Below are 16,802 nucleotides of genomic sequence, written 5' to 3'. Positions count from 1 at the left end.
TGCACCTCGCAGCCAGGAGCGATCCTGGTAGGGGTTCTGCCGCAACGTTTTCATGAAGGTCTACACGGCAGAACAGATTCGCAATGTAGCGCTGATCTCGCATGTAGGAGCGGGCAAGACGTCGTTGGTGGATGCCGCGCTCTACGACAGCGGAGCCGTGACCAGACAGGGGAAAGTGGATGAGCGGACGTCGGCGGTCGATTACGACCCGGAGGAGTTGAAGCGAGGCATGTCCCTCCACGCCAAGCCGGTGCCAGTGGAATGGCGCGGCCAGAAGCTGAATCTGATCGACACGCCGGGTTACCCTGACTTCGTAGGCGAAGTGAAAGCAGCGCTGCGCGTGGCCGATGCAGCCTTAATCGTAGCGACGGCGGAGAAAGGGGTCGAAGTCGGCACCGAACTCACCTGGCAGTACGCCGACGAGCGTCGGCTGCCGCGCCTGGTCCTGGTCAACAAGCTGGACCGCGAGAACACCTCATTCGAGCAGACGCTGGAGGCACTGCGAGCGCGCTTCGGTCTTAAGGTGGTTCCTCTGCAGATCCCCATCGGAAGCCAATCGAACTTCAAAGGAGTGGTCGATCTCGTCTCCCGTCGCGGCTTCACGTTCGAGGGCGGCAACAAGGTTCAGGAGGTTGCTATTCCCCCTGACCTTCAGGATCAGGTCACCGCTTTCCGTGAGCAGCTGATCGAATCAGCAGTTGAGAACGATGAAGCTCTGATGGATAAGTTCCTCGAAGGTGAGGAGCTGAGCGAGGAGGAGCTGCGTACGTTGGTGCGCCAGGGAACGGCAAGCGGCGAGTTGGTGCCCGTGGTGTGCGCGTCCGCGCTAAGGAATATTGGGGTGCAGACCGCACTTGATGCGCTTCTCGACTATCTGCCGAGCGCCGCCGAGGCCCTACCAGAAGAAGTTCGGAACCTCGGTGAGACGCCGGCTCTCTTTATCTTTAAGACCGCTGCCGCTCAGGTCGGCACGATCTCGCTCTTCCGCGTCTATAGCGGCACGCTGAAGGCCGACAGCCATGTCTTCAATGTGCAAACGCATGCCGAGGAGCGCATCGGTCAGTTAATCATTCCTCGCGGTAAGGCTCAGGAGAGTACGACGGAGATCGCCGCTGGCGATATTGGTGGCGTGGCCAAGCTCACCAATACCCATACGGGCGATACGCTCGTGGGAAGCAAAGAGGTCACCATCGCGCTGGAGCCAATTCAATTCCCCGAGCCGTGCTTTACGGTGGCGGTCCTCCCCAAGAGCAAGGCCGATCTCGATAAGATGAGCAACGCCCTGACGCGCCTGGTCGAGGAGGATCACACGCTGCGGGTCACCCGCGATCCAGAGACGGGCGAAACCCGGATCTCGGGCATGGGCGAGACACACATCCAGGTCGCCGTCGATATGATTAAGCGACGCTTTGGCATCGACCTGGAGGTGCGCGATATCCACATCGCCTATCGAGAGACGATCCGTAGGAAGGCGCGCGCTAATGGACGCCATAAGCGCCAGACCGGCGGCCACGGCCAGTTTGGCGATGTCTGGCTGGAGATTGAGCCGCTGCCCGTCGGTGGTTCCGACACCTTCATTTTTGAAGACCGTATTGTGGGTGGCGTGGTGCCGAGCCAGTTCATCCCCGGCGTCGAGAAGGGCGTACGCGAGTCCTTGAAGCGAGGCTTTATCTCTGGCAATCCGATGGTCTACGTCAAAGTGGCCCTGGTTGATGGCAAATACCACCCGGTCGATTCCTCCGCCCAGTCGTTCGAGATCGCCGCTTCGATCTGTATGCAGGAGGCCGTACCCCAGGCTGGCCCCACGATCCTGGAGCCGGTGATGAATGTGACGGTGATCGTACCCGAGCAGACGATGGGCGATGTGATGAGCGATATCAATACGAAGCGCGGGCGTGTGCTGGGTATGGAACGCCTCGGCAATGGTATGCAGAAGATTATCGCTCAGGTCCCCCAGGCGGAAATGCTCCACTACGCGACAGATCTGCGCTCCCTCACACAGGGCCGCGGGACCTTTACAATGGAGTTCTATCAGTACGAGGAGGTCCCTCCTCAGATCCAGCAGGAGCTGATCGCTCGCTACAAGAAGGAGAAGGGAGAGTCTGCCTGATCCTCTCTGCCTTACAGGCAAGGCGAGCGAATGTGTGAGTGAGTGAGGAAGGCGATCTTCTCATCATCTCCGTCGTTCAACTGCAGCACGGGGCACCGTCTTTCTCAGATGAGCGGAAAGCCGCCGCCTCTGAGGCCAGTGGTTGGCTGATCCATCAGGATAGGACCGTGCCCCGCTTTCCTTTCTGTTACGGTTGAGTTTGAGTAGCTGGGCCTGGTGAAAGGAGTTGCAATGTCTCTGCACGATGGGTCTTTCGGATGGCTGCGATCCCAGGTATCGGAGCTGGACCGCCAGCAAGAGTATGCCCGCGCACGAGCACTGGTTGAGGAAGCGCTCCCCTTTTTCCCCGAACACAGGTCTACCCTGGTACTATGGCGTGCCATCCTCACGCTGCGCCTGGGAAGCCCCGAGGAGGCCCTGGCGATTCTGGAGGAGGCCATTGGCCAGGGACTGTGGTTTGGACCAGCGCAGTTGGAGGATGAGGATCTCGCTCCTCTACGTTCACTGCCAGCTTTTGCTACCCTGGAAAAGATCTGTCAGGAACGCTACGCCGAGGCCCAGACCCGCTCACATCCGGGGATTCTGGTGCTGGAGCCTGACAACCTGGTCCCGCCCCCCTATCCAACACTGTTCGTGCTCCACGGGAATCAGAGTAGCCCACTGGCCGAGCTCGAGTACTGGCAGCCAATCACGGCGCATCGCTGGCAGGTGGCCCTGCCTTGTTCTTCGCAGCTGGTCGGTTATGGCCTGGCTAGCTGGAATGATGAGGCCCGCGCAATAGATGAGATCTGCACCCATTGGGAACGACAGCAGCGCTGGAAGCGCATTGATCTCCAGCATGTGGTCCTGGCCGGCTTCTCGCGTGGCGCGCGCATCGCTTTGCGTCTGGCACTGGAGGGACGTATCCCCGCCATCGGCTTCATTGCGATCTGCCCAGCCCTGGATGCCAGCCAGACCCTCCTTCCTTACGATACCTGCCAGGTGCAACTGGGTTTCGTGCTGCTCGGTGAGCATGATCAGGGCGCTCCCACTACCCTGGCCACCGTCGAGCGCCTGCGCGCCGCCGGGCTGACCTGCGAGGTGAGACAGTATCCCGGCCTGGGTCATGCCTTCCCTCCGAGCTTCGCCGAAGAGTTGCCCACGCTCCTGGCACACTACGTCCCTCCAGCCCCAAAGTAGCAGCCAAGACTAGCACCACCGGGGCTGGCTGGACCAGATCAGGTAGCCGACAACGCTGGACGTCCAGCGTCAATACCCTGCGCTTCACCGATCCTTTACTGAATCTCACTCTCTTTTAATATAAATTTATACGCAATATCATTTTTTATCGGTAAAGCAAGGCAGTAGAAGGCGAGGTTTTGGCCTGAGCGGCTTTCTAGCGAAGGAGGCAGCTCTGCGGACTTGACAGCGGACACCAGGGTACGTACAATTCCAGAGACAACGAACAGATCGTGTTCCTTCTTAAGGACGAGAGCAGGGGGCCTGCACCAGAGCTCAGTGAGGTGGCCGTATGCCTTCCAGACCGGTTTTTTCTGCACCTTCGCTCGCAGAGGTGCTTAAGCAGCTCAGGATCTACCGGCCCAGCGGTCTGCTAACTATTCAACGAGCCCGGGGAGCGTCACCCGAGGAAGTGTATATCACGGTTGAGCGGGGCCAACCAACGCTGGTCGTCTGGAACCGCCAGCAGCAGGAGGCCAGCGAGGCTGTGCTGGCCTGGCTAAATTCATGGGGTGAAATTCGTTTTACTTTTCAATCCGCTGAGCCGCTTCTGCAGCTCCCCGCCCCTGGCCAGTCGGAGCCCCAGGAGGGCCCCACCACTGAGAGCGCGCGGAGGCCAACCTGGCCGCCGCTCTCGCTCCAGAGCGGACCTTTGCCCGCCGTCGGAGGGCGGAACGGTGGCCGCCAGACAATCTCACTCCAGGGACAGCACGGCAGCACGGCTAGCCCATCCTCCCAGACACGCCCGCAAAGCCCAGCTCAGGCCCGGCCTCAAAATGGTCGCCTGACCCCGCGCTTCGGCGACTCGCTGGTGCTGCCAGCCGTCAAGCCCACCCAGCCGTCGGGCCCACTGCCACCGGAAACCGTCGTACCCAGCTTGACCGCCCTCGGCAAGGAATATGCCGCCACCGCCGTTCCGCGCTACGACCGCATCGTCTTTCTCCTCATCAACGGTCGGCGCACGCTCGGTGATCTGGCACAGCTGACCCGGCGCACGTCCGCCGAGGTCTATGCCTCCCTTCAGCGTTTGCAGGAACAGGGACTGATCCAGCTAACGCTTCCGCCTACTAACGGGCACACTCCTTCTTCCTCTTCATCACGCTAATTCAAAAAGCTTCGATCAGGATGAATTTTTAAGTGAGCATTACGTCTTAGCACCTGTTGGACAAAAGGCACTTCTCGTCTCAAAATCTCGTTCTCCTCCGCCAGACGCTGCCGCGTCGAGGTCAGTTCCAGCAAGTGTTGCTTCTGCTCATCTCGCAAATCGAGCAGATAGGCAATGAGATAGGAAAGTTCCTCGGGATCGGTCGGCAGATGCTCCTTGATCTCCTGCTGGCTGCGCGCCTCTAGCAGGATTTCCAAATAGCTGCTGAAGAGGTCAAGGGCCCGCTCGACGTAGGGCCTGACCAGGTTGACTGCTTCGTGTGCGTCGCGATAGCGCTCAACTACAGCTGAGAGGTAGGGCTGTTGATGCTTGAGCTGGATGATGCGAAAGCGCTCAGTGCCAAAGGCGATGAGATTGTAGCGCCCGTCATCTAGACGCTCGATCTGCTGAATCGCGGCCAGGGTTCCTACACTGTAAGGTATTTCTTGAAGATAATGACTCTCAGGGCGCGTCAGGACAATGCCAAAGGGAGACTGCTCTTCAAGACAGCGAGCGATCATCAGGCGATAGCGCCGTTCAAAGATATGCAGCGGTACCACTGCAGTCGGGAAGAGGACCAGCTGCAACGGGAAGAGTGGGACCTCAATGATTCTCTCCACGGGATCTTCTCCTTAGCACACGGGCTTTTCCGCAGGATCGTGGCGTGTTCGCTCGCTTGCGCCGACGCTCTCGTATCTGCCTGGTGAGACAGAGCGGGCCGTGGCAGGTTCAGCGGCACAGCTTGCGCTGGGGTCTTGTCCCCGCCATAGCCAGCACAAACCTGGCTTGCCCGCCTGAGTGCCCTACGCTTCGGCATCGAAGGTAGGCCCTGAGCACATCGATGCCGCTTGGCGACACTGTCCTCTCCTCTGAGACGAGGCCAGGCGAGATCAGAGGTCGGCCTGCTTCGCTGGCGATGACCTCCTTCAGACCGCTTGAGCAGCATGGAGATGGGGATGGCAGTGAGCATGATCGGGCCAGTGCTGATGCTCGTGGCTATGCATGACTCCCGGCGGTGGCAGCTCTTCTGGTGTGTGGCTATGGGTGCCCTCGAGATGATAGGGATGATCATGCCCGTACCAGCGATGGGTCGGATTGCAGTGCGCCACCAGCAGGCTCTGCCCGTGATGCCAGCGTGCGCGAAAGACATCGTAGTTCTTCTTACTTTTCGTACGCCGCTCTTCCTCTGTCAGACTGTACCACTCACGATGAGGATGCCTGATGAGGCGAGCCGCGACCTCGGGACAGACTACCACACGATAGCCAGCAGCTTTGAAGAAGAAGCTGTAGTGGACGTCGGCCAGACGATAGAAACGGAACTTTTCATCGAGCCAGCCAACCTCGTGGAGCAAAGCCCGGCGAAAGGCAAACAGATATCCTTCAATGGCATCGACCTCGGGTCCACTCTCTTCGCGAAACTCGCGCAGATCCTCGCTGACCAGACCAAAGGGGCCAGTCACTCCCACCTGCGGATCGCTCAGCGTTTGCTCCAGAGGCGTCCAGATATCGCCTTCGATCTCAACCGAGGTGTCCAGCCAGACAACAATTGCTCCCTGGCTGGCACGCATGGTAGCATTGCGCCCCGCGGCAAAGCCCAGGTTATGGTCGGCGAAGAGGACACGCAGGCCAATCCGCTCGCCATTGGCTCCGATCAGCGCCGAGCGCCGGGCCAGTTCCCGTAGATAGGGGAGGGTCTCATCGGTTGAGCCATTCTCGATCACGACGACTTCCAGGCGGCGCCCACTGCTATGGCGACAGATACTGTTGAGGCAGCGCTCAAGGTCCGGGCGGTTATTGCGCGCCAGTAGATTGAGCGAGAAGGCATAGCGTGCCGGCTGCTGCGTAGCGTCAGGCGCGTCCTGCCAGCGCGAGAGGACAGGGAACTCTTCGCCGAGGCGCCGAGGCCGGACCAGCGTCCCCTCGGGCAGATCGCTCACTTTCCAGCCTCGTCGGAGTAGGTGGAGCCGCAAGGCATCGGCCCGCTCGTAGTCCTGCTGCTGGCGCAGGGCTTGCCGTTCGCGCACAACCGTTGCCAGCTCTGCCGGCAAGAACCGCTGTGAGTGCTGTGGCATCCGGCGCTGACGCGGTTGCTCACTCAAGAGATAAGATTTGAGATCGAAGCCAAGCACACGGTCGAAGTCGAGCAGCAGCCGCAGCTTCATGGTAGCATCCAGCCCAGGAGCACGCAGCATGGCAGAGAGCACCGCCATAGCCCGAGGAATATGAAGATCATTCTCAAGCTCACGGCGGAAGGCCAGACGCCACGGTTGCTCTTGATCCTCTAGCGGCCTGAGCGCAGACTCTTGATCGGCTCGCAGCCAGAGATCATAGGCGCGCTCGCGCAGGCGCTCGAGAGCGATCTGGGCCGCTTCGAGAGCGCGAAAGGTGAAGTTGAGCCGGCTCCGGTAGAGGGCGGTCGTGTAGAGATAGCGCAGGGCCAGCGGATCGAAGCCGCGCGCCTCAATTTCAGCGCAGGTATAGTCGTTGCTGACCGACTTGGCCATCTTCTGGCCGTCAGCAAGCAGATGCTGGGCATGGACCCAGTAGTTGACAAAAGGCTGACCGCTGTAGGCTTCGCTTTGAGCGATCTCATCCTCGTGATGGGGAAAGATGTTATCTACGCCCCCTGTGTGAATGTCGAAACGGGGTCCCAGATACTTCATGGACATGGCCGAGCACTCGATATGCCAGCCAGGGAAGCCACGCCCCCACGGGCTGTCCCAGGCCATGTCACGCCCCGGCTCCGCAGGCTTCCACAATGGGAAATCTTCGGGATGGCGCCGGTCAGCGTCGCTCCCCTCATGAATGCCAATTCGCATATACTCCAGCAGATTGCGCGAGAGCTTGCCATAGTCGGGGAAGCGCTGGATGTCGAAATAGATGTAACCGCGAACCTCGTAGGCGAAACCTTTGCGCAGCAGCTCCTCAATGATCTGGATCATTTCGGGGATATGCTCGCTGGCCCGTGGGAAGACATGGGCAGGTAGAATATTGAGTCTGGCCTCGTCGCGATGAAAGGCTTCGGTATAAAAGCGCGCGATCTCAGCAGAGGTTTTTCCTTCCCTGCGGGCCTGGGCCTGAATTTTGTCCTCGCCGCGGTCCAACAGCTCATGGCGCATATGCCCGACATCAGTGATGTTTTTGACATGAAAGACCTGGTAGCCGAGATACTCCAGAGTGCGACGTAGCCAGTCGGCCATCGTGAAGGTACGCAGGTTACCGATGTGGATATAGCGGTAGACGGTCGGGCCACAGGAGTACATTTTGATCTTGCCAGGCTCCAACGGTACGATTTCCTCGACGCGCCGCGTGAGTGTGTTATAGATTCTCATCGCCTCTTCACGCTCCCAGCATGCATCAAACAGTACGACGATGAACGGCCCTGATTTCCTTCCCTCTGCCAGCCACTCGCTACGCGCCCGTCCGGCTCGATCCAACCGCCGCACGTGCGCTGGCTGACACCGACAGCACTCTGCCCGTTTTTCCCTACACGGAATTATACTCCCGGCCCGGCGACTACGGCCAGGCGAGGAGATAGGGCAGTCCCGCCAGCGTATTGGCGTGTAGTCTCGCCTCTCTCCTCGCCAGCAACGCTCGTGCTCAGGAAGGCCCTCAGCTCAGGCTGTCATCTCTTTCACGATCTGTTGGACCTTGGCACCTGGGGCCTTCCCTTTCAATTCGCGAGCCGCCAGCGGCATGACTTTGCGAAAGTCGCGCCCCTGCTCCTCGATGAGACGCGCCACCACAGCGCGAATTTCCTCATCACTGAGCTGGGCCGCCTGCAGATAAGATTGCAGGATGGCCTTTTCGCGCTGGGCCTTCTCAACCAGATCGCTGCGACCTCCCTTTTCGTAGAGGGGAATGGCCTGGTCGCGCATCTTGATCTCGCGCTCCAGCACCTGATAGCAGTCGGCTTCGGTCAGGGGCTTTCCATACTCAGCATGCTTGCGGTCGGTGCGCGCAACTTCGAGGTTGTGAATGGCTCCCAGCACCATCCGGAGCGTGTCAACTTTGAGCTGATCCCGCGCTCTTTGGGCTTCCTGAATATCCTTTCGCAGCTGTTTCTCGATAGGAAACTCTTCGCGCGTTTGCGCCATGTTACACATTCCTCCTATACTCTCAGCAATTCCGTGAGCGATCCTCAGTATAGCCTTTGGCGCCAGTTCTGTCGAGTCGGGCAAGGAGGACTGCCAGGTCGCGCATCAGAAAACAGCACCCTGGCATTATCCAGCGCCAGGCCAGCCCAGTCACTCAGAAGAGGCGCCGACCAGTGAAGAGCTGGCCCTGGCGTAACAGGCGCTCGCGCCCAAGAGGGCTGGCTGCCGCCAGTGCCTCACCAATCTGCCGCAGCGGTACCTCTCCCGCCGGGAGGCGCAGGCGGAGCATAAAAGCAGCGCCTGGCTCTCCCGGCCAGGGATCACGCTGCCAAAACGAGGCATGGCGCAGGAAAGGCTGCTCGGCTAGCCGCTCCAGCAAGGCCATCACCTCATACCTCAGCATACTATAGGAAAGATCGCCCGCAGAGAAGAAGAGCGAGAGCGTTTGCGTTCCCAGCTCAGGCGTCGCGCCACCGAGCAGCTCATCGCCGAGCTGGTAGACGAGATGATAGGTGTGCGCGCCTCTGGCCACGAAGGGCAACTCGGAGACGGCAGCCAGCCCTTCACCTCCCGCCAGCTCTCGATCGCCGCGCAAGGAGGCTGGCCACCCCGCCACGAGTTGATTGAGCAAATCGAAGGCTAAGGAGCCGCGCAAGAGAAACCACAGCTCATAGAGTTGCTGCTCAGCGCGCCAGCCCTCCAGCCTGGTTCTGGCGGCCTCCAGCGCTGGTGCCAGCACACTGGCGGCTAACTCCGGTCCCAGCTCTGGAACAGTACAGACGACGAGCGCTGGGCCTTCCAGAGGCAAAAGGCCAGCCGAACCTAAGCGTGTGGCCAGGTGACGCAGCTCACGCTGTACGGCAGCAGCAACCTGGGACGGCTGAGCAGCGTCAGCAAGGAGGCCCAGACGCTGAAGGCGCAGCGCGGCCTCCTCCGCGTAGCGCGCACACTGCTCCTCGCTCCACTCCTGTAAGCGTGTAGCGATCGCCAGACAGCGTTCACGGAGCGTTGCCAGTAACGGGACCAGTTCAGCCTCTCCATCCCGAGCCAGCAGGCGGACGCAGAGATGGAGGACTGGCAGATCCAGCCCGAGGGCGCGATAGACGTCCATACGGTTTCCTCGCTTTTCCCTATCATAGTCGACACAGGCAAGAGCAACCAACACCGGCAGCGTCCTGACCTACACCAGCAAGGCGGCACCGGGCGCCTCTACCGCGGTCAGCGGCCCATCCAGACAGGCGGGCCTGGTTGGCCAGATAGCCCTCACGGGGCTATAATAGAGACATCCATCTCTTTTCTGGCAGTCTCTCGCGTCTGGAAAGGTCTTCCCGTCCATGTCTAGCACGACTTCCTTCTCTTCGCGCCCGGAGCAGCAAGGTATCCGCATTGGAGCATTGATAGCCCTTTTCCTAGGTCCAGCCTTTGTCTTTGCTAATATGTATACCACGCAGGCCATCCTGCCTGTCCTGAGCCGGGCTTTCAAAGTCGATGCGCCCACCGCGGGCCTGACTATTTCCACTATCGTCCTGGCGGTCGCCATCGGCTCGCTGTTCTACGGACCACTCTCCGACCGCATCGGGCGCAAAATTGTCATGGTAGGCAGCAGCCTCCTCATTACCCTGCCGACGCTGCTATGCGCCTTTGCACCCAACTTCACGATCTTACTCTGCCTGCGTGCCCTGCAGGGTTTGCTCATGCCGGGACTGACCAGCGTGGCCATCTCCTACGTCAACGACGAGTTTAAAGGGTCCGAGCGTGGTCTGGCAATGGGTGTCTATGTCAGCGGGCAGACGCTCGGCGGCCTCTTCGCTCGCCTCGGGAGCGCCGCTTTGACCGCCGCCACCAACTGGCAGGTCGCCCTCTTCTCCTTCAGCCTGCCGACCCTGATTGCTGCCCTGGCTATGTGGCGCTTCCTGCCCGACAGCCAGAGCCAGCGCGCTCGCCTCCTACCCAACTGGCGCCAGCGAACCACTATGCTCGACAGCCCCAGCGACCAGGCAGGTGGCAACGTCTTACGCCAGTCGCTCAGCGATATCTGGCTTCACCTGCACAATCGGCACCTGATAGGGGCCTTCATGATCGGCTTCACCCTCTTCTTCGGTTTCGTTGGCACCTTCACCTATTTACCCTACTACCTTAGCGGACCGCACTTCGGCCTCTCAACGGTCCAGCTTGGTCTGGTCTACCTGCTCTGGCTGACCGGCCTCTGTTCGCCCATTGCGGGCAGTCTGGCGGGGCGTGTCGGCTCGCGGCGCGCCATTGCTGTCAGCATGAGCCTGGCAGGCTGCGGCCTCCTGGTCACGCTGATCCCCTCGCTTCCCCTTGTCATCCTGGGCCTGGGGCTGCTAGCCCTGGGCATGTTCTGTACCATTCCCGCTGTCAACCTCTATCTTGGCGAACAGGCCCATAAAGCCAAAGGGACAGCCGCCTCCCTTTACCTCTCCTGCTACTACTTCGGTGGCAGCCTGGGGGCAGTTCTGCCCGGCATTGCCCTCCTACACGGAGGCTGGCCCGGTGTCGCGCTGCTCTGTCTTGGCACCATGCTCATTGCAATCGCCAGTGACCTTCTCCTCTGCTAAGCAGGACTGGCAAGCAGTCGTGATTTAGCCAGGCAGCCACTGCACTGGTCTCCCTTCGAGCAGCGCTGGCCCTTTCCCTACCAGGTGGGGCACTCTGTGGGATACAATAAAGGGGAAAGTTCCCGTTGAGAACACGAAGGAGTGTGACCAATCATGACCATAACCGCAGAGCACGTTCTAGAGCGTGCGCGGACTCCTTTTAGAAACGAGCCGCTCACAGACTTCTCGCGCCCTGAGAATCGCCGGGCCCAAGAAGAGGCTCTGGCCCAGGTGCGCAGCGAACTAGGCCGCACCTATCCGCTTATCATTGGTGGCCAGCATATCGAGAACCCTGAGACCTTCGCTTCTATCAACCCTGCCCAGCCCGACCAGGTTATCGGCTATTTCTCGCGCGCCACCCTGGACCAGGTTGATCAGGCCGTGCGTGCCGCTGCTGAGACTTTCGAGCAGTGGAAGCGCATTCCAGCCCATGAGCGCGCCAACTACCTCTTCGCCGCCGCCGACCGCCTGCGCGAGCGTCGCTTCCTCTTCAACGCCTGGATGATCTACGAAGTGGGCAAGAGCTGGATCGAGGCCGATGCCGATACCGCCGAGGCCATCGACTTCCTGGAATTCTACGCCCGAGAGATGTTGCGCCTGGCCGAAGAGCAGCCGCTCGTCCGCATTCCAGATGAAGACAACGAACTCGTCTACATCCCGCTGGGCGTCGGCGCTGTCATCCCACCCTGGAATTTCCCAGGCGCCATCATGGTTGGCATGACCAGCGCCTCCTTCGTGGCAGGCAATACTGTGGTTCTCAAACCATCGAGTGCCTCGCCCACCATCGCCGCTCAGTTCGTACACATTCTGGAAGAAATTGGCCTGCCAGCAGGGGTCGTCAACTTCTTGCCCGGTGCTGGCTCCAGCATCGGCGACGCCCTGGTCTCCCATCCCCTGACGCGCTTCATCGCCTTCACCGGCTCGCGTGACGTCGGCCTGCGCATTCACGAGTTGGCAGCCAAAACCCAGCCGGGCCAGCGCTGGATCAAGCGCACGATCCTGGAGATGGGCGGCAAAGACGCGATCGTCGTCGATGAGACCGCCGATCTGGAGGCCGCCGCCAATGGCATTGTTGCCTCTGCCTTTGGCTTCCAGGGCCAGAAATGCTCAGCCTGCTCGCGCGCCATTCTCGTCGAGAGCGTCTACGATCAGGTCCTGGAGAAGGTGGTAGAGAAGGCCAAACAGCTCAGCATTGGTGACGTCACGCATCCTGAGACCTTCATGGGACCAGTGATCGACGCCAACGCCTTCAAGAAGATCACCGACTACATCGAGATCGGCAAAGGCGAGGGGCGCCTTGTCCTGGGAGGCGGCCATCATGGCCCGGGCTACTACGTCGAGCCAACAATCTTCGCCGACGTCGATCCCCACGCCCGCATTGCCCAGGAAGAGATTTTCGGCCCAGTGCTGGCCTTCATCCGGGCGAAGGACTTTAGTGATGCCTTGCGTATCGCTAACGATACCGAGTACGGCCTCACGGGTTCCGTCTATACAGGCGATCCCGAGCGCATCCAGCAAGCCAAAGAGGAGTTCCACGTCGGCAACCTCTACTTTAATCGCAAGTGCACGGGAGCCCTGGTCGGCGTGCATCCCTTCGGAGGCTTCAACATGTCAGGCACGGACTCCAAAGCCGGGGGCCGCGACTATCTCCTGCTGTTTACGCAGGCTAAGGCAATCTCGGTCAAGAAGCTCTAGCCCGCCCGCCAAGTCCATGAGCGAGTGAGTGCACGAGAGAAAAATAAGAGCAGCTTGTGTCGCAAGGCAGTGCCAGCGTCGCGGCACGAGAGAGGTGTATTACGTGTCTGCAAACTTTCAACCTGTTGTTCGCCTACGGAAAGAAAGGCCGGGGACATGGCAAATCTCGTTGCCCTTCCTCGGCGAGCACGGGGTCATTGGCAGTTACCTCATCACAGATGAGCGCCAGACAGCCCTCATTGATCCCGGGCCAACCAGCACAGTGACAGCCCTGCTGAGCGAGCTGCGTGAGGCGGGCTTCGATCCCGAGACCATTACGCATATCCTGCTCACCCACATTCACCTGGACCATGCTGGGGCCACAGGCACCCTGGCCCGCCTGCTGCCGCAAGCTCAGGTCTATGTCCACAGCCGGGGTGCCCCTCACCTGGTCGACCCGTCGAAAGTCATCGCCAGCGCCAGCCGCATCTACGGCGAGCAGATGCCGACGCTGTGGGGTGAGGTCGAAGCCGTGCCCGCCGAGCGCGTTCATAGCCTTGAAAATGGCAATGTGCTCACAGTCGCTGGGCGTCGGCTGGAGGTGCACTATACACCGGGACACGCCGTTCATCATATCGTCTTCTTCGATGTTCACTCGGGGGAACTCTTCGCCGGGGATGCCGCCGGCGTGCGCCTTCAGGACGTCGATTATGTGCGCCCTCCCACGCCACCCCCCGACCTCGATCTGGAAGCCTGGTCAGAGAGCCTGAGCCGCATCAGCCGTCTGCGACCTGACGTGCTCTACCTGGGACACTTCGGGCCAACATACAACGTCACACGCCACATCGCCAATCTGCGCGAGCGTCTCATCGCCTGGGGCGAGATTGTTCTGCAGGCCATGCGCGAAGGCAAAAGCGAAGAGGAGATCCGCGAGCGCCTCATCGCCGAGACCCAGCCGGAGCTGGAGCGCGTCGCCCGCGATCCCCAGGCCATCAAGCGCTACGACCTTGCTACCAACTACCCGATGACGGTCCAGGGTTACATGCGCTACTGGCAGAAGATACACCCCGAGCGGCTCCGGGAAAGCCCACGTAGCTAGGCAAGAGGCAAGAGGAAGAAAGAAAACAAGAGACCAGCACCAGACCACGCCGCCAGTCCGAGCCGAGGTGAGCTGGCCTGCTGGGGCGTGGCTGGCTGGCTGGCTGGCTCGCTCGCTCGCACCTCCACCTACCAGACTCAGCCCCCATTCAGAAGCAGGCGATTGTCGACCTGAAAGACCCCCAGGCTGACGAGAGCCGGAGCGATGTCCCCCAAAGCACGAATAATCAGCTTATGAGCCTCCACCTCGCCGACAATGGGAGAGCAGAAATACTGACAGATGGCAATGAGAGCAGAGAACCCCTCGAGCAAGTCTTCACGCGGCATCCGGTCAAGGTGGGACTTATCCATCACATAAAGGTAGCCGTTGGGGGAGATTCTCAGACCAGAGAAGGCCGGGAAAGCGGCGGAACAATCATCGATGATGTCGCGCAGAACGTTCATGGCCTCCTTCGGCCCGACCAGCTGGGCCACGGCCAGGGAGACCCGCCTGGTGGCCTCAACCAGCAATTGCCACTCCCAGGGCGAGATCAGCTGATTGACCTTGGTACGAGCCACCACCTGGCCCTCCACAATCTGTGGACGTGGCTGGGCTGCAGGAGGCGGCGACGGCGACACGGACGGAGCCGGCCCTGAGCGCGACGCCGCCCCAGAGCTATAGCGAGCCTGCAGATGCGAGAGCCAGCGCTCAAAACGCTGCTCATGGGCCGGCGTCACATTCTCATTCTGGACCGTCACGCCTCGCTCAAAACGCAGCGTCGCGCGTGTCCAGCTCTGTAAATCTGCCAGCACAGCATCGACTGCGCCCCGCGTTCCAATCACATGCACCAATCGGCCATTCCGGAAATAGAGATGAGCCAGCCCCAGGCGCGTATTGTTCCGCACGGTCAGCCGCCCAAAGGCACGCAGGCGCTTAATACTGCTAATAATACTGGGCAGGTCAGCTAGCGAACCCTGCCACTGTGCATTGGAAGACATTGTACAACGCCGTTCTCCGAAACTGCCCTAACGATGGACAGGCCATCATCAGTGTTCGGGTGCTGTCTCCCGTGACCGTGAGACAGTGCCACGTGCGGGTTACTCACCCACTCCTCCCACTCCTCGCCCCCCTTCTCGCTCGCCCATCTGACCCTCCTCCCCTCCACTCCAGCACTTTCCCTTCCTAGCGCAGTCCAGCAATCCCGCCTGTCTGTCAGCTCAACAGGATGGGCCAGCTCCAGAGCCGCCAGGCTTCGTCGGGATTAGCTACAGCCAAACATGCGCGGCCATAAGATAGCTCGCCAGCGCAACAGGCCCGCCCCCACTCTGGGCGATGGCTCCGTCAGCGCAAGGTCGCTGAGTGCCAGACCTATTCTAACGTATACTGGACTACTGGTCAAGCTATGCGCGCTTTTGCCCGTCGGTACCACTTCCCACCTTTCTCCCTCTATATTCATAGACATTGCGTTCACTTTTGCTACTCATACCGCTATAATAACAACAGGATGGTTTAGTAGAGCAAAGGAGGCTACATGAACTTTTCACAGCAATTTCTCCACCGCCAGAGCAGGCGCCGCGCTCTCAAGCGGCTTGGGGCCTTGACCCTGGGTCTGAGCGCCAGCGCGGGTCTGGGAAGGGTCGCGCTGACCGCCACCGGACGAGCCGCGGCCAGTGCGCCGGCTCCTGCGCCGACAGAGAACCCGCTCAAACATATTCTCATTCTCTGCCAGGAAAACCGCTCTTTTGATACCTATTTTGGCTACTATGAGCGGGCTGGGCGCTTCGCCGTACCGGCCAACTACAGCCAGCCGGGCGGAGCCGGTAAGCCAGCCGTCAAGCCCTACCACTTCAGCAGCTACACCAACCGCGACATTCCCCACAGCTGGCAGGCCCTCCACGCCGAATGGAACGGTGGCAAGATGGACGGCTTTGTCACCACAGATGGCCTCGAAGCTCTCGGCTACTACACACGGAGCGACCTGCCTTACTATTACGCCCTGGCCGATGCCTTCACCCTCTGCGGCAACTACTTCTGTTACCAGCTTGGGCCAACCCTGCCGAATCGTCTCGCTCTCTGGAGCGGTACCTGCGGCGGCATCACGAACAACCGGCCAGGGCCAGGCTCGCTTGACTGGCTAACCATCGCCGACCTGCTTGACCAGCACGGCATTAGCTGGCAAAGCTATAATCTCAACAGCCACAGCCGACAGCACATCGGCAGTCCCAACGGCTTCAACGGCCTGGCCTACTTCAAACGCTGGATCAAGGATGCGCGGCTCTATGGCAGCGAAGACGATTATTACCAGGCCCTGGCCGACGGGACCCTTCCCCACGTGGCCTTTCTCATTACCAGCGGCGAGGTCAGCGAGCACCCCCCCAGCAATGTGCGCACTGGGGAGAAAAAGGTCGCAGAAATCATCAACGCGCTCATTGCTTCGCGCTACTGGAGCCAGGCGGCCTTCATTCTGACCTACGACGAGAACGGCGGCTACTTCGACCACATCGCGCCGCCACAGCTGGACGCCTATGGTCTCGGTATGCGCGTGCCCACCCTGATCATCTCGCCCTGGGTTAAGCGCGGCCATGTCGCCGGCCAGCTCTACGAACACAGCTCCGTCCTCAAATTCATTGAGCGTACCTTTGGGCTGCCAGCCCTGGCGAGCCTCAACCATCAATTTGACAGCGAGACGCCAGCCACTCATAACGACGCCGCCGCCGGGCGAAGCGCGGGACCGCCAGCCCCGCCACGCGACGGGTTGGCCCAGATCGGTGACCTCTATGAGGTCTTCGACTTTAGCCAGGACCCCCACTACTATCCCCCCCTTCCCCCGGCGCCGTGACGTCCACGGCTGCCACTTGACCGT

The 16,802-nt window shown here is 60.5% G+C and carries 12 protein-coding genes; 7 read left to right on the top strand and 5 right to left on the bottom strand.

Annotated features, from left to right (window positions below; translation table 11 throughout):
• Nucleotides 1-52 precede the first annotated feature (52 nt).
• The 3 genes from fusA to N688_RS07105 all read left to right on the top strand — a co-directional run bounded on the left by fusA (nt 53) and on the right by N688_RS07105 (nt 4,433).
• Nucleotides 53-2,110 carry an elongation factor G gene (fusA, locus tag N688_RS07115; RefSeq protein WP_052888634.1) on the top strand — a complete coding sequence of 686 codons (2,058 nt, stop codon included), beginning with the start codon at nt 53-55 and terminating at the stop codon, nt 2,108-2,110.
• Between the two features lie 231 nt (nt 2,111-2,341).
• A complete protein-coding gene (locus N688_RS07110; RefSeq protein ID WP_052888633.1) occupies nt 2,342-3,289 on the top strand; it encodes an alpha/beta hydrolase in 948 nt (315 codons plus the stop codon).
• A gap of 451 nt (nt 3,290-3,740) precedes the next feature.
• Nucleotides 3,741-4,433, top strand: coding sequence for a helix-turn-helix domain-containing protein (locus N688_RS07105; RefSeq protein ID WP_052888632.1), 693 nt, complete (start codon nt 3,741-3,743; stop codon nt 4,431-4,433).
• On the opposite strand, the gene N688_RS07100 is transcribed toward N688_RS07105, so the two are convergent.
• The 4 genes from N688_RS07100 to N688_RS07085 form a co-directional block, all read right to left on the bottom strand.
• Nucleotides 4,430-5,092: an LON peptidase substrate-binding domain-containing protein gene (locus N688_RS07100; protein WP_052888631.1), complete on the bottom strand. Its 663-nt coding sequence runs from the start codon at nt 5,090-5,092 to the stop codon at nt 4,430-4,432. The two genes, N688_RS07105 and N688_RS07100, sit on opposite strands and share 4 nt — an antisense overlap.
• A 306-nt stretch (nt 5,093-5,398) precedes the next feature.
• Nucleotides 5,399-7,804 carry a cysteine--tRNA ligase gene (cysS, locus tag N688_RS07095; protein WP_052888630.1) on the bottom strand — a complete coding sequence of 802 codons (2,406 nt, stop codon included), beginning with the start codon at nt 7,802-7,804 and terminating at the stop codon, nt 5,399-5,401.
• A 285-nt stretch (nt 7,805-8,089) separates the two neighbouring features.
• Nucleotides 8,090-8,569, bottom strand: a complete 480-nt coding sequence (locus N688_RS07090) for a GatB/YqeY domain-containing protein (RefSeq protein WP_052888629.1) — start codon at nt 8,567-8,569, stop codon at nt 8,090-8,092.
• A 154-nt stretch (nt 8,570-8,723) separates the two neighbouring features.
• A complete protein-coding gene (locus N688_RS07085; protein WP_052888628.1) occupies nt 8,724-9,680 on the bottom strand; it encodes a hypothetical protein in 957 nt (318 codons plus the stop codon).
• A gap of 223 nt (nt 9,681-9,903) precedes the next feature.
• Here N688_RS07085 and N688_RS07080 point away from each other — a divergent pair, with 223 nt between their 5' ends.
• The 3 genes from N688_RS07080 to N688_RS07070 all read left to right on the top strand — a co-directional run bounded on the left by N688_RS07080 (nt 9,904) and on the right by N688_RS07070 (nt 13,960).
• A complete protein-coding gene (locus N688_RS07080) occupies nt 9,904-11,148 on the top strand; it encodes an MFS transporter (protein ID WP_081838605.1) in 1,245 nt (414 codons plus the stop codon).
• A gap of 153 nt (nt 11,149-11,301) precedes the next feature.
• Nucleotides 11,302-12,882 carry an L-glutamate gamma-semialdehyde dehydrogenase gene (pruA, locus tag N688_RS07075; RefSeq protein WP_052888627.1) on the top strand — a complete coding sequence of 527 codons (1,581 nt, stop codon included), beginning with the start codon at nt 11,302-11,304 and terminating at the stop codon, nt 12,880-12,882.
• A gap of 103 nt (nt 12,883-12,985) precedes the next feature.
• Entirely contained in the window at nt 12,986-13,960 is a 975-nt protein-coding gene (locus tag N688_RS07070; protein WP_162179511.1) for an MBL fold metallo-hydrolase, read from the top strand.
• A gap of 137 nt (nt 13,961-14,097) precedes the next feature.
• Here N688_RS07070 and N688_RS07065 read toward each other — a convergent pair whose 3' ends face one another.
• Nucleotides 14,098-14,937: a DUF4388 domain-containing protein gene (locus N688_RS07065; RefSeq protein WP_052888625.1), complete on the bottom strand. Its 840-nt coding sequence runs from the start codon at nt 14,935-14,937 to the stop codon at nt 14,098-14,100.
• A 533-nt stretch (nt 14,938-15,470) separates the two neighbouring features.
• Here N688_RS07065 and N688_RS07060 point away from each other — a divergent pair.
• Nucleotides 15,471-16,778, top strand: a complete 1,308-nt coding sequence (locus N688_RS07060) for a phospholipase C (protein ID WP_052888624.1) — start codon at nt 15,471-15,473, stop codon at nt 16,776-16,778.
• Nucleotides 16,779-16,802: the final 24 nt, after the last annotated feature.

This window comes from Thermogemmatispora carboxidivorans (genome assembly GCF_000702505.1).
GTDB classification, from domain to species: domain Bacteria; phylum Chloroflexota; class Ktedonobacteria; order Ktedonobacterales; family Ktedonobacteraceae; genus Thermogemmatispora; species Thermogemmatispora carboxidivorans.
Note: the sequence above shows the minus strand (reverse complement) of the source record. Positions and strands in the feature narration are given on the sequence as shown.

What these genes read in the sequence shown, in the direction of transcription:
- N688_RS07090 (WP_052888629.1), bottom strand. Translation starts at nt 8,569, where the DNA reads ATGGCGCAAACGCGCGAAGAGTTTCCTATCGAGAAACAGCTGCGAAAG.
- cysS (WP_052888630.1), bottom strand. Translation starts at nt 7,804, where the DNA reads ATGAGAATCTATAACACACTCACGCGGCGCGTCGAGGAAATCGTACCG.
- N688_RS07080 (WP_081838605.1), top strand. Translation starts at nt 9,904, where the DNA reads ATGTCTAGCACGACTTCCTTCTCTTCGCGCCCGGAGCAGCAAGGTATC.
- N688_RS07085 (WP_052888628.1), bottom strand. Translation starts at nt 9,680, where the DNA reads ATGGACGTCTATCGCGCCCTCGGGCTGGATCTGCCAGTCCTCCATCTC.
- N688_RS07065 (WP_052888625.1), bottom strand. Translation starts at nt 14,937, where the DNA reads ATGTCTTCCAATGCACAGTGGCAGGGTTCGCTAGCTGACCTGCCCAGT.
- N688_RS07060 (WP_052888624.1), top strand. Translation starts at nt 15,471, where the DNA reads ATGAACTTTTCACAGCAATTTCTCCACCGCCAGAGCAGGCGCCGCGCT.
- N688_RS07110 (WP_052888633.1), top strand. Translation starts at nt 2,342, where the DNA reads ATGTCTCTGCACGATGGGTCTTTCGGATGGCTGCGATCCCAGGTATCG.
- pruA (WP_052888627.1), top strand. Translation starts at nt 11,302, where the DNA reads ATGACCATAACCGCAGAGCACGTTCTAGAGCGTGCGCGGACTCCTTTT.
- fusA (WP_052888634.1), top strand. Translation starts at nt 53, where the DNA reads ATGAAGGTCTACACGGCAGAACAGATTCGCAATGTAGCGCTGATCTCG.